Source organism: Virgisporangium ochraceum (assembly GCF_016863655.1).
In the GTDB taxonomy this organism is placed as follows: domain Bacteria; phylum Actinomycetota; class Actinomycetes; order Mycobacteriales; family Micromonosporaceae; genus Virgisporangium; species Virgisporangium ochraceum.
Genome location: NZ_BOPH01000142.1, coordinates 114,089 through 126,513 on the forward strand (window position 1 = coordinate 114,089; position 12,425 = coordinate 126,513).

At 72.8% G+C, this 12,425-nt stretch carries 12 protein-coding genes; 7 read left to right on the forward strand and 5 right to left on the reverse strand.

The genetic code is table 11. The features are described from left to right. Positions 1-57 precede the first annotated feature (57 nt). Positions 58-918, forward strand: coding sequence for an SGNH/GDSL hydrolase family protein (locus Voc01_RS48010; protein WP_203934486.1), 861 nt, complete (start codon positions 58-60; stop codon positions 916-918). A gap of 29 nt (positions 919-947) precedes the next feature. Here the strand turns inward: Voc01_RS48010 and Voc01_RS48015 are convergent, their stop codons facing one another. Both Voc01_RS48015 and Voc01_RS48020 read right to left on the reverse strand, forming a co-directional pair. Continuing rightward, positions 948-1,622, reverse strand: coding sequence for a response regulator (locus tag Voc01_RS48015; protein ID WP_203934487.1), 675 nt, complete (start codon positions 1,620-1,622; stop codon positions 948-950). Then, positions 1,619-2,842 (reverse strand): sensor histidine kinase, encoded by a 1,224-nt coding sequence (locus Voc01_RS48020; protein ID WP_239161030.1) that lies wholly within the window; start codon positions 2,840-2,842, stop codon positions 1,619-1,621. The genes Voc01_RS48015 and Voc01_RS48020 overlap by 4 nt, the downstream gene beginning before the upstream one ends. A gap of 137 nt (positions 2,843-2,979) precedes the next feature. Between Voc01_RS48020 and Voc01_RS48025 the strand changes: the two genes are divergently transcribed. Continuing rightward, complete coding sequence (locus tag Voc01_RS48025) at positions 2,980-3,534, forward strand: DedA family protein (RefSeq protein WP_203934489.1); 555 nt, start codon at positions 2,980-2,982, stop codon at positions 3,532-3,534. On the opposite strand, the gene Voc01_RS48030 is transcribed toward Voc01_RS48025, so the two are convergent. Genes Voc01_RS48030 through Voc01_RS48040 form a run of 3 tightly spaced genes read right to left on the reverse strand, consistent with a single transcriptional unit; the run spans position 3,494 to position 6,579 of the window. Continuing rightward, complete coding sequence (locus Voc01_RS48030; RefSeq protein WP_203934490.1) at positions 3,494-4,255, reverse strand: SDR family NAD(P)-dependent oxidoreductase; 762 nt, start codon at positions 4,253-4,255, stop codon at positions 3,494-3,496. The genes Voc01_RS48025 and Voc01_RS48030 overlap by 41 nt on opposite strands. 9 nt (positions 4,256-4,264) lie before the next feature. After that, on the reverse strand, positions 4,265-4,531 hold the full coding sequence (locus tag Voc01_RS48035; protein ID WP_203934491.1) for an acylphosphatase: 267 nt from the start codon (positions 4,529-4,531) through the stop codon (positions 4,265-4,267). Between the two features lie 14 nt (positions 4,532-4,545). Beyond that, positions 4,546-6,579 (reverse strand): DUF6351 family protein, encoded by a 2,034-nt coding sequence (locus Voc01_RS48040; protein WP_203934492.1) that lies wholly within the window; start codon positions 6,577-6,579, stop codon positions 4,546-4,548. Between the two features lie 114 nt (positions 6,580-6,693). Here Voc01_RS48040 and Voc01_RS48045 point away from each other — a divergent pair, with 114 nt between their 5' ends. Genes Voc01_RS48045 through Voc01_RS48065 form a run of 5 tightly spaced genes read left to right on the forward strand, consistent with a single transcriptional unit; the run spans position 6,694 to position 12,421 of the window. After that, the gene (locus tag Voc01_RS48045) at positions 6,694-7,722 is read left to right on the forward strand and encodes an aspartate-semialdehyde dehydrogenase (protein ID WP_203934493.1); all 1,029 of its coding nucleotides are present in this window, start codon (positions 6,694-6,696) and stop codon (positions 7,720-7,722) included. Then, positions 7,719-8,318 (forward strand): HD domain-containing protein, encoded by a 600-nt coding sequence (locus Voc01_RS48050; RefSeq protein WP_203934494.1) that lies wholly within the window; start codon positions 7,719-7,721, stop codon positions 8,316-8,318. Before Voc01_RS48045 ends, Voc01_RS48050 begins: the two co-directional genes overlap by 4 nt. Before the next feature lie 40 nt (positions 8,319-8,358). Further along, positions 8,359-8,694 (forward strand): hypothetical protein, encoded by a 336-nt coding sequence (locus Voc01_RS48055; protein ID WP_239161027.1) that lies wholly within the window; start codon positions 8,359-8,361, stop codon positions 8,692-8,694. A gap of 2 nt (positions 8,695-8,696) precedes the next feature. Next, positions 8,697-10,088 (forward strand): FAD-binding oxidoreductase, encoded by a 1,392-nt coding sequence (locus tag Voc01_RS48060; RefSeq protein WP_203934495.1) that lies wholly within the window; start codon positions 8,697-8,699, stop codon positions 10,086-10,088. Beyond that, complete coding sequence (locus Voc01_RS48065) at positions 10,085-12,421, forward strand: S8 family serine peptidase (RefSeq protein ID WP_203934496.1); 2,337 nt, start codon at positions 10,085-10,087, stop codon at positions 12,419-12,421. Before Voc01_RS48060 ends, Voc01_RS48065 begins: the two co-directional genes overlap by 4 nt. The last annotated feature ends 4 nt before the right edge of the window (positions 12,422-12,425 follow it).

A 12,425-nucleotide genomic window follows, 5' to 3' on the forward strand; every position in this document is an offset into this window, starting at 1 on the left:
TCGGTCACTGGAGGGCGCCACACTCGTGCTCCCATCACCGCCGTTACGGGGGTCTCCATGCGTCGTTCCGGATTGCTGGCCCTGCTCCTCGCCGCCGTCACACTGATCGTCGCCGTTCCGGGAACGGCACAGGCCGCAGCACCGACCGGGCGGTTCGTCGCGCTCGGCGACTCGTTCACGTCCGCTCCGTTGGTGCCCACGCAGGTCGACCTGAACTGCGTCCGGTCCAACCGCAACTACCCCGCCGTCACCGCCGCCGCCATCGGCTCGTCGTCGTTCGTCGACGTCAGCTGCGGCGGGGCGACCACCAACGACATCCTCAACCCCGGCACCGGCACGCTGGGCTTCGCGGTGCCGGCCCAGCTTGACGCCGTCACGGCCACCACGGCGCTGGTCACGATCGGCATCGGCGGCAACGACATCGGCTTCAGCAACATCGTCAGGACCTGCGCCGAAGACAGCCTCAGCAGCCCGTTCGGCACGCCATGCAAGAACCGGTACACGGCCGGGGGCACCGACCAGCTGCAGGCACGCATCGCCGCCGCCGCGCCGAAGGTGGCCGCCGTGCTGCAGGCCGTCCGGAGCAAGGCCCCGAACGCCAGGATCGCGCTGGTCGGCTACCCGGCCATCGTTCCCGACTCCGGGTACGGATGCTGGCCGGTGGTCCCGTTCGCCTACGGCGACGTGCCCTACCTGCGCAGCACCGAGAAGGCCCTCAACACCATGCTCGCGAACACCGCCGCCGCCAACGGTGCGTCGTTCGTCGACACGTACACGCCGTCGATCGGGCACGACTCCTGCCAGGGCACCAGCACGCGCTGGGTGGAAGGGCTGGTCCCGACCAACCTGGCGGCACCGTTCCACCCCAACGAGGCGGGCGAGCGCGGAATGGCCGCCGCGGTCGTCGCTCGGCTGTAATCGGGTCGCGTGGCCGGGCCTGACCGCGGTCAGGCCCGGCCGCCGGGGGTCACCAGGCCGGTCTCGTAGCCGAACACCACCGCCTGTACGCGGTCGCGCAGGTTCAGTTTCTGCAGGATGCGGCTCACGTGGGTCTTCGTGGTCTGCTCGGAGATGAACAGCTCCGCCGCGATCTCGGCGTTCGACCTGCCGTGGGCCATCAGCCGTAGCACCTCACGCTCCCGGTCGGTGAGGCCGTTGAGCGACGTCGCTCCGGCCGGCCGCCGCGGTCGGGCCTCCACGAAGTTCTCGATCAGCCGGCGGGTGATGTTCGGCGCCAGCAGCGCCTCGCCAGCGGCCACCACGCGGACGGCTCTCAGCAGGTCTTCGGGTTCGTTGTCCTTGAGGATGAAGCCGCTCGCGCCGGCCTGCAGCGCGGCGTAGATGTAGTCGTCGAGGTCGAACGTGGTCAGCATCAGGACCCGGGGCAGGTGCTCGCCGACGCGGTCGGGACCGAGCAGCTCCCTCGTGGCGGCCAGCCCGTCGAGCACCGGCATCCGCACGTCCATGAGCACCACGTCGGGACGCAGGCTGCGGCACCTCTGCACACCGAGCTGCCCGTTCTCCGCCTCGCCGACCACCGTGATGTCGGGCTGCGACTCGAGGATCGCCCGGATTCCCACCCGGATCATCGACTGGTCGTCCACGATCAGCGTGCGGATCACCCCTGACCTCCGATCGGCAGCCGCGCCGTCACCCGGTAGCCGCCCTCGGGACGGGCGCCCGCGTCGAGCGTCCCTCCCACGAGCCGGGCCCGTTCGCGCATGCCGGCGAGCCCGTGACCCGCCCGGCCGGGCGCCTCCATGGGGTGTGCGGGCCGGGTCGCCGCCTCGTTCACCACCGACACGATCAGGTCGGGCCCGTCGGTGCCGAGGACAACCGTCGCGCGGGCACCGGGCGCGTGCCGGATGACGTTGCTCAGCGACTCCTGGACGATGCGGTACGCGGCGAGCCCCACGCTCTCCGGAACCACCACCCCCTCCTCCTGACGCAGCTCCACCGGCACACCCGCCCGGTCGGCGGACTCGACCAGCTCCGCCAGCCGGCCCAGACCGGGCACCGGTGACAGCTCCGCGTCGGCGGCATCGTCGCGGAGCACGGCCAGCAGCTGCCGCAGCTCGCGCAGCGTCGCCCGCGCTCCGGCGGCGATCTGACCGAACTCGGCTCTCGCCTCCGGGCCGAGCCCCTCGATCCGGTAGGACGCCGACGTCGCCTGCATGTGGATCACCGACATGCTGTGCGCCACGACGTCGTGCAGCTCGCGGGCGATCCGTGTGCGCTCCTCGGCCACCGCCCGCTGGCTCTGCTCGACCTCCACGTCGTGCCGCGCGTCGGCCAGTTCGCGGCCGATCTCGCGCCACCGGCGCACGAGCAGAACGGCGCCGAGCACGATCGCCGAGAAGATCGGGTACAGCAGCAGGACCCCGAGCCCGTCGGCGGGCGACCGGCCGCGCGGGTCGACCAGCACGACCAGGACCAGCACGAACACGCTCAGCGGCCACACCACCAGCACGACCTGGCTCGGGTACCGGGCGGCGAGCAGCGCGACGTGCACGATCAGCGTGACCAGGCCGGTGACCGTGAGCGGCCACGTCGAGCCCGAGTCGGGCGGGAGCGCCATCGCCAGCACGACGACGCCCAGGAACTGCAGCGCGGTGGCCGCCTTCGGCCGCACCAGGAGCAGGACCAGCGCGGTGCTCTGCGCGATGCCCGCCACGAACGCGGCGAGCGGCCACACGTCGAACTCCTCCGCGGCCAGCGCCACGTTGAGCGGCAGCAACCCCAGCGCGAAGAAGCCGGCGACCAGCCACCAGAACAGCCAGGAATGCCCGGACCGGAACGACTGCACACGGAGCCGTGCGCGTTCCAGTACCGGACGAATCATCACGCCGCGACAGTACCGAGATCATCCGCGCACCCGCGTCCAACCGCGGAGGCATCTTCACCCCCTACGCGGGAGGGATGCGCGATGCCTCCGGAGACCGACGATCACCGGGCAACCCCGCACCGACGCTCCAGCGCATGGACCTTCCACTGCTACTCACCGCCCTGTGCAGCCTCGACGGTGTGCTCCCGATGATCCCGTCCGAGGCCGCGGTCCTCGCGGCCGGCGTCTACGCCCGGTCGAGCCTGCTGGCGGTCGTCCTCGCCACCGCCGTGGGCGTCTTCATCGGCGACCACCTCGCCTACGGCCTCAGCCGCAGCGTCCTCGGCCCCCGGCTCCTCCGCCGCTCGGAGAAGGCGCGGCGGGCCGTGTCGACGATGGCCGGCCCCCGCGCGGGCGCCCTGATCGTGGCCTCGCGGTTCCTTCCTGGCGGCCGGGTCACCGCCAACCTCGCCTGCGGCACGGCCCGCCTCCCCCTACGCCGGTTCAGCCCGGCGTCGGCGGTGGCGGCGCTGGCGTGGGCCGCGTACACGGTCGGGCTGGGCTACGCCGGCGGCGCGGCGTTCGCCGACAGCCCGCTCCTCGCGGTCGCGGCCGGGCTGGGGTTGTCGTTCCTCTTCGGCGCCGCCGCGGAGCTGATGCGGCGGCGGGTCAGCCGGCCTGCTCGGTCGGCCGCACCAGCAGCTCGTTGACCGACATGTGCCGCGGCCGCGTCACGATGTACAGCACGGTGTCGGCGATGTCCTCGGCCTGCAGCGGCTCGACGTCCTTGAACCGGGCCATGATCGTCTCCATGACCTCGGGCCGGTTGTGCCCGCGCAGCTCGGTGTCGGTCGCGCCCGGCTCGACGAGGGAGACCCGCACGTGCTTCTGGGTCACCTCCTGGCGCAGCGACTCGCTGAACGCGCCCACGCCGAACTTGGTGGCGTTGTAGACCCCGCTGCCCGAGCGCGGCACCCGGCCGGCCACCGAGCTGATGTTCACCAGGTCGGCGACACCGCGGGAACCGTCGGACGCGGCCCGGATCAGGTGCGGCACCGCCGCGTGCGAGCAGTACAGGAGACCGAGCAGGTTGACCCGCACCATCCGGTCCCACTCCTCGGTGGGTGCGCCGACCACGGGACCGAGCAGCATCACGCCGGCGTTGTTCACCAGGGTGTCGAGCCGCCCGAGTTCCGCCACCGTGTGCTCGACGGCCGAAACCGCCTGTGCCTGATCGGTGACGTCGGCCTCGATCACCAGCGCGGTGCCACCGGCGGACCGGATCCGCGCCGCGACCGCGTCCAACCGATCCGCCCGGCGGGCGGCGAGCGCCACCGCGGCGCCCCGGGCCGCGAGCTGTTCGGCCGTCGCCTCGCCGATGCCGCTCGACGCACCCGTCACGAGCGCGACCGTTCCATCCAACCGCTTCACAGGCGTCACCTACCGTACGAGAAACCCGGTCAAACCCTCCGCGGGCTCGGTCTGCACCGCGATCTCCTTGACGGCCGCCAGCCGGGGGCCGTGCCGCGCCCACTCCACCATCCGGTCGACCTGCTCCTCGGCGCCCTCGAAGACCGCTTCGACGCGGCCGTCACCGAGGTTGCGGACCCATCCGGCGACACCGTGTTCGGTGGCCATCCGCTGGCAGGTGTCGCGGTACGCGACGCCCTGCACCCGCCCGGAGATCAGAACCCGCCGACGGATCATGGGCAAACCCTAGCTCAGTAGGACTGCCAGACCCCCGCCAACCCGCGGTACCCGACGCCGGGCCGCGACCAGTCGCAGACGCCGTCGGGGAACACCGCGCGGAGCCGGGAGACCTGTTCCGCCGTGAACCCGTGCGGTGTCAACGGTTTCAGCTGACACTTGAGCACGTCGTTGCGCAGCGGCGCGCCGGCGGCGATCCGGGTGTCGGCGAACGAGGGGTACAGGGTGTCGCACGGCCCGGTCCCCCGCCATGCCAGGTCCGCGGCGATGCGCTCGCCGGCGGGCGTCCAGCAGCCGTCGCTGAGGTCCGCGGGACGGTTGCGCAGCATCCGCGCGCGGTCGGAGCCATGCCGTCGGTCCGCGGCGATCGCGGTCAGCCAGGCGTCCATCGCGGCAAGGGCGTAACGGGACCGGTCTGAGCCCGGCGAGGTGACAAGCATCGCCTGTCCCCGCGCCCCGCTCGGCCCGAACGCGTCGACCATCCGCTGCCGTACCGCGAAGCTCCAGAAGCGGGTGTGGATGTCGTTGAGCGCGTCGGTGTAGGCCCGCAGGTCGAGGACCGGCGTGGTGGCCAACCCGCCGGTGCCGGCCAGGACCAGCCCGGTGCGGTACGAGCGGGTCAACGCGAGCGGATCGGCCACGGTCCGGGCCGCGACGACGTTGCCCGCGACGTCGTAGCCGCCCACCTTCTCGTTGATGTCGACGAACTGCTCGGCGGTGATCTGGCCGGCCCTCAGGGCCGACAGTCCATATTGGACGCCGACGTTGTCGTTGTAGCCGCGGGCGAAGCCGGTTGCCGGGTCGCGCCCGAGCTGGGTCACCAACTGCTCCGCGGTGGTGCATTTGATGCCGCCGGGGTTGGTCGTCGGGTGGTACAGGTACTGCGGCGGGATCGCCGGCGGGCACGCCTCGGTGGCGTTGCCGCGGCTGGCGAACGCGAGGTCCCAGTTGACGCACGAGCCCCACGCGCCGTACCCGGACACCGCCTCCTTCTGGTCGTCGGTGTAGCCGGGGTTCGCGGTGAAGTACCGGTTCAGCAGGCGGCAGTCGCCGACCGTGCCGCCGGTGGTGACCGCGTCGGGGAAGGAGATCTGCGGGACGATGCCGTCGAGGATCCCCGGATAGTTGTCGGCGATGTCGTACTGCTGGATCGCGCCGCCCGAGCCACCCCAGCCGATCGTGTGCGCCGGCGGGCCGTACGACTCGATGAAGTGCTCCCTGACCATCATCGCGACCTCGGCCGAGATGACGTAGTTGCAGTTGTTGTCGAGCACGTTCAGGCTCGACGTCGCCACCGCGTAGCCCTGCGACAGGAACACGTCGTTGAGCACGCCGCCGGTGGTGGCGCCCTGGTGGTAGCCGACGTTGCAGCCGCCGCCGAACGTGTAGACCAGCCGCCGGTTCCACGCGTTGTGCGCGCGGGTGGGGCTGGGCGCCCGCCCGTCGTGCAGGGCCGCGATCTCGTACACGGCGCGGTCGATGGTGCCGCGTTCGATGCGTACGACGTAGGGCACGGTGCGACCGTCCACTGTGGTCACCGTCGCGTCGGGCGGCACGATCGCGGGATCGGGCAGCGCTGCGAACGTCCCCCTCGTGGTCCGGTACTGGAAGCTCACCACCGGCGGCGCCCCGCAGTTCGGCGGCGCCGCGGGCGCGAGACCGAACGCGGTGGTCTCGCAGAAGAACGGGACCTGCTGCCGGCCGCTGAACACCGGTCCGGTGACCGGGTGGTTGACCACCCGCACGGTCGCGGCCGGACCGCGACGCGGGGTGGCGGTGATCACGCTGCCGCCGAGCGGCAGGCCGTCGACGAGGCCGAGCATCGAGCCGTCGCTCTGCCTGACGAACGCCTTCGTGACGTCTCTCCGGCCGACCCGGACGGTCACCCCCGTCCCGTCGACCCTGACCAGCGCCGATCCGCCGGTGACCAGCGTGGGCCTCGGACTGGAGACGACCTCGATCCCGGTACCCCGGTTCGACGCGCCGGCGTGCGCGGGCACAACCAGCATCGGTACGGCCAGGCCGATCACGGCGAGCAGTTTGCGCACGGGCGCACCACCTCGGGTCACCGGCCGGCGGGCGGGATCGACGGCCGTGAGTCAGGTCATCCTCCACCAGCGGAGCGGAAAAATCACTGCGCCGCATCGGTAGACTCTGGCCCTATGCGGATCGGCATCGTTGGAGCAACCGGGCAGGTCGGCGGCGTCATGCGCGCCGTCCTCGCGGAGCGCGAGTTTCCGGTGGACCAGTTGCGGCTGTTCGCCTCGGCCCGTTCGGCCGGGCGCACGCTGCCGTGGAAGGGCACCGAGATCACGGTCGAGGACGCGGCGACGGCCGGCTTCGCCGGGCTCGACATCGTGCTGTTCTCCGCCGGCAAGGGCTCCTCGAAGGAGCTGGCGCCGAAGGTCGCCGCCGTCGGTGCCGTGGTGATCGACAACTCGTCGGCGTGGCGGCTCGATCCCGAGGTTCCGTTGGTGGTCAGCGAGGTCAACCCGCACGCGGTCGCGAACCGCCCGAAGGGCATCATCGCCAACCCGAACTGCACCACGATGGCGGCGATGCCGGTTCTGAAGCCGCTGCACGCCGTCGCGGGGCTCACCGGCTTCGTGGCCGCCACCTACCAGGCGGTGTCGGGCTCCGGGCTCGAGGGCGTGGCCGAGCTCGACGAGCAGGTGCAGAAGGTCGGCGCCGAGGCCGCGAAGCTCACCCACGACGGTGCGGCGGTCGCGTTCCCGTCGCCGAACAAGTACGCCCGGCCGATCGCGTTCAACGTGCTGCCGCTGGCCGGCTCGATCGTCGACGACGGCTCCGACGAGACCGACGAGGAGCAGAAGCTCCGCAACGAGAGCCGCAAGATCCTGGAGATCCCCGACCTGAAGGTGTCCGGCACGTGCGTGCGTGTCCCGGTCTTCACCGGTCACTCGCTGCAGATCAACGCGCGCTTCGCGCGGCCGATCACGCCGGCGGAGGCGCTGTCGATCCTGGGCGGGGCCCCGGGCGTGGTGCTGAGCGACATTCCGACCCCGCTCCAGGCCGCCGGTCAGGACCCGACCTTCGTCGGCCGCATCCGCGCCGACGAGACCGTCGACCACGGGCTCGCGCTGTTCTGCTCCAGCGACAACCTCCGCAAGGGCGCCGCGCTGAATGCGGTACAGGTGGCCGAGCTGGTCGCCGCCGAACTGCGGAAGTGACCTTCGCCGCCGCGCTGCCACCGGGCACCGACCCGGTGGCGGTTGCGGCCGTCGAGGCCGACCTGCTCGCCCGCTGGAACGAGCACCACCGCCACTACCACACCCAGCGTCACCTCGACTCGATGCTGGCGGTGATCGACGCCCACGCCGACCTCGCAGACGACCCTGCCCAGGTGCGGCTGGCGGCGTGGTTCCACGACGCGGTCTACGACCCCCGCGCGTCGGGCAACGAGGCGGCCAGCGCAGGTCTCGCGGCCAGCGCCCTGCGGCGGCTGGGCGTCGACCCGGCCGAGGTCGTGCGCCTGGTCCACCTGACCGCCACCCACGACCCGGAGCCGGCCGACCGCAACGGCCTCCTCCTGACCGACGCCGACCTGTCGATCCTGGCCGCCGACCCGGCGACCTACGACGGATACGCCGCCGCCGTCCGCCGCGAGTACCACCACGTACCCGACGACCGGTTCCGCGTGGGCCGGGCCGGGGTGCTGGCGACCTTCCTGGACCGCCCGGCGCTGTTCCACGCCGTCCCCGACAGAAGGGCCTGGACCGACCGCGCCCACCGCAACCTCCGCCGCGAGCTCGCGACGTTGTCGTGATCAGGGGCGGCCGTGCGCCGGCCGACTAGACTCGCTAATCATGATGCGCCGCCGTCTCGCCGCCCTTGCCCTCACCGCCGCCCTCGTCGGAGGCGGCCTTGCCGGCTGCAGCAGCGAGGGCGCCGATGTCGACTGCAACCTCAACTCCTGCACCGTCACGATGGACCGGGGGGTCGACGCGAAGGCCAGCGTGCTCGGCGTCGACGTCACGCTGAAGAGCGTCGAGGGCCAGCAGGTCACGCTCGACGTCGGTGGCAACACCGTCACCGTGCCGGTCGGGGCCGACGGCACCGCCAACGTGGGTGGGCTCGACGTCACCGTGCAGTCCGTCACCGACGACCAGGTGGTCCTGAAGATCACCGGTGGTGGCAATTAGGGGTGATCGCGGAGCTGACGGCCGCTTGCGCCGACCTGGTCACCGATCCCGACCTGCTCGTCTCCTACCAGCGCGACGAGGCCGACCTCTGCGACTCGGCGCCGCCGCTGGCGGTGGCCCGCCCGAGGACGACCGAGGAGGTCGCGGGCCTGCTCCGGGTCGCGGCCGCCCACCGGATCCCGGTGGTGCCGCAGGGTGCGCGCACCGGTCTCGCGGGTGGCGCCAACGCGAGCGCGAACGCCCTGGTGGTCTCGCTGACCGGCATGGACCGCATCCTGGACGTCGACCCGGCCAACCGCACTGCCACCGTCCAGGCCGGGGTGGTCAACTCCGCGCTCCGTGAGGCGGTACGGGAGCACGGGCTCACCTACCCGCCCGATCCGGGCTCGTGGGAGAGCAGCACGATCGGCGGCAACGTCGCCACCAACGCCGGCGGCATGTGCTGCGTGAAGTACGGCGTCACCACCGAGTACGTCCTCGGTCTCACCGTCGTGCTGGCCGACGGTGAGGTACTGCGCTGCGGCCGCCGCACCGCGAAGGGCGTCGCCGGGTACGACCTGGCCCGCCTGTTCGTCGGGTCGGAGGGGACGCTCGGCGTCATCACCGAGGTCACCGTGAAGCTCCGACCGCAGGCCGAGCCGGCCCTGACCCTGGTGGCCGAGTTCCCGAGCGTGGCGAAGGCCGGTGAGGCGGTCTCCGCGATCACCGCCGCCGGGCTCACACCGAGCCTGCTCGAGCTCATCGACCGCACGATGCTCCGGGCGTTGGAGGCCTACCGGCCGATGGGCCTCGACACCGGCGTGCAGGCCCTCCTGCTGGCAGCGGCCGACACCGGTCCCCGCGCACAGGCCGACCTGGAGAAGATCGCGCAGTGCTGCGGCGACGCCGAGGTGTACGTGGCCACCGACGCCGCGGAGGCCGACGCGCTGCTCACCGCCCGCCGTAACGCCCACCCCGCGCTGGAGCACCTGGCCGCCACCACGTTCGGCGACGGTGGTGCGGTGGTGGTCGACGACGTGGCCGTCCCCCGCAGCCGCCTCGCCGACCTCGTCGAGGGCGTCGAGCGGATCGGTGAGCGGACGGGCGTCATCGTGGCCACGGTCGGCCACGCCGGCGACGGCAACCTGCACCCCAACATCATCATCGACCGCACCGATCCGGCCAGCCTCGCCGCCGGTCGCCGCGCGTTTGACGACATCATGGCGCTGGGCCTCGAGCTCGGCGGCACCGTCACCGGCGAGCACGGCGTCGGCCTGCTCAAGCGCGACTGGCTGGAGCGCGAACTCGGTCCGGTCGGGCTGCGCGTGCACCACGCGATCAAGGCCGCGCTCGACCCGCACGGCATCCTCAACCCCGGCAAGGTGATCGCGCCGGCAGTAGATTCGCCTGCGTGAACCAACCTCGGCCGCCCCTCTGGCACCTCGTGCTGGCCGTTCTCGTCGGTGGCTGGGTCGTCGGGGTCACCGTCGCCGGTCAGCTCGCGGTGTTCGTCCTGGAGACCATCGCGGCGCTCACCCACGGTGCGCCCGGCTCGGGCAGTTCGCAGGTGCTCACCGGCGTGGTCGCGGCGGTGCTGATCACCGTGCCTCCGGCGTTCCTGGCCCGGCTGCCGCTCGCGCCGGGCGTCCGCGCGGCGCTGCGGGCGTGGGCGCTGGCCGGCGCGGCGTCCGCCGTGCTCGCGGTGGCGCGGGCCGCTCCGGTGTGGTTCCACGAGGGCTATCTTCTGGGACTGGCCGCGCTGGCGATCGCGTGCGTCCTGCTCCCGGGACGGGTGTACGCCGCGGTCCGACGGTGGCTGAAGCGCCCCGCCGAACCCATCCCGACGGGGCCGACCCGCGACCGGCGGCTGGCGGCACCCGTCGCTCTGGGGCTGGTGCTTCTCGTGCCGTGGGTGTGGGTCGGTGCGCTCGGGGGTGCGGTCGAGACGGTGGCGGCTGTCGTGGCGGCCGCCGCGGTCGGGTGGCTCGCCGCGCGGATCCTCGATCCGCTCGCCGACGCCCTCGGTGACGACCGGCCGGGTGGGTGGCGGGGGCTGCTCACCGCGCTCGGTGTCGGGCTGGCTCTCGGGGTCGCGGTCGTGCCGTTGGCCGGAGCGACCGGTGAGCCCGGTATCGCCCTCGTCGAGCTGTGCGTGCTGCCGATCCTCGGGTTCGCCGTCGACGCGCTGCGCCGGGGCACCGCGGTCCTGGTGGGTCTCGCCGCGTTCGGGCCGTTGGCGTTCGTCGACCCCGAGGAGACCAACCCGCTGCTCGGCACGTCCGACGTCGGGTTCTGGGCCCTGATCGGCACGGTTGCCGCGTTCCTGCTCGCGGCGACGGTCGCGGTGGCCGCCGGGCTGGCCGGTCGCGCGGCGGTGCGGGTCCGGCGCCCGATCGCCGTCGCGACGGTGCTCGTGGTCGCGGCGGGCGTCGCGGTGGTGTACGCCGGGCTCGGCCAGCCCGGTCTGCACGGCGACCGGCTGTTCGTGGTGATGAAGGAGCAGGCCGACCTGTCCGGGCTCGACACGGTCGCCGACCGGAACGAGCGGCTGCGTCAGACCTACCGGCGCCTGGTCGACACCGCCGAGCGCAGCCAGGCCGCGATCCGTCGGGACCTGCGTTCGTGGCGGGTCGACGCGAAGCCCTACTACCTCGTCAACGGGCTCGAGGTCGACGGCGGGCCGGTCGTGCGGGCGTGGCTGGCCCGGCGGTCCGATGTGGACCGCGTGCTCACCAACCCCGTGCTGCGCCCGCTGCCCGACCCACCGAACCCGTTGCGCGGCACCGACCCCCGACCCGACGGTCCACAGTGGAACGTCACGCTGCTGAACGCCGACCGGGTCTGGGAGGCGGCGGACGTCCGCGGCGCCGGCATCGTCGTCGGCTCGTCGGACTCCGGTGTCGACGGTGCGCATCCCGCGCTGGCGCCCGGTTTCCGGGGCGGCGACGACTCCTGGTACGACCCGTGGAACGGCACCACCCGCCCCACCGACGACAACGGCCACGGCACCCACACCCTCGGCAGCGCCCTGGGCCGCGAGGGCATCGGGGTCGCGCCCGACGCCACCTGGATGGGCTGCGTCAACCTGGCCCGCAACCTCGGCAGCCCGGCCCGGTACCTCGACTGCCTGCAGTTCATGCTCGCCCCGTTCCCGCCCGCCGGTGACCCGTTCCGCGACGGCCGGCCCGACCGGGCGGCCCACGTGCTCACCAACTCGTGGGGCTGCCCGGAACTGGAAGGCTGCGACGGTCGGGTGCTCCGGCCGGCCGTCCAGGCGTTGACCGCCGCCGGCATCTTCGTGGTCGTCGCCGCGGGCAACACCGGGTCGCGGTGCGGGTCGATCACCGACGAACCGGCCATCGACCCCGGCGCGTTCGCCGTGGGCGCGGTCGACGAAAACCAGCGGGTCGCCGGGTTCTCCAGCCGCGGACCGGTTCCCGGTGCCAGCAAACCCGACGCGACGGCTCCCGGTGTCGACATCCTCTCCGCGCTTCCCGGCGGCGGCTACGGTGCCCTCGACGGCACCTCCATGGCCGCGCCGCATGTGGCGGGTGTGGTTGCCCTGATGTGGGCGGCGAACCCACGCCTCGTCGGAGACATCGAGCGCACCGCCGACATCCTCCGCTCGACGGCCCGGGTGTCCGCGCTCGCGTCGTCCACCGGGGACTGTGGCGACGAGCGCAACGTGCGCGGCGCCGGTCTCGTCGACGCCCTTGCCGCGGTGACCGCGGCGCGCGCGATGGGCTAACCCC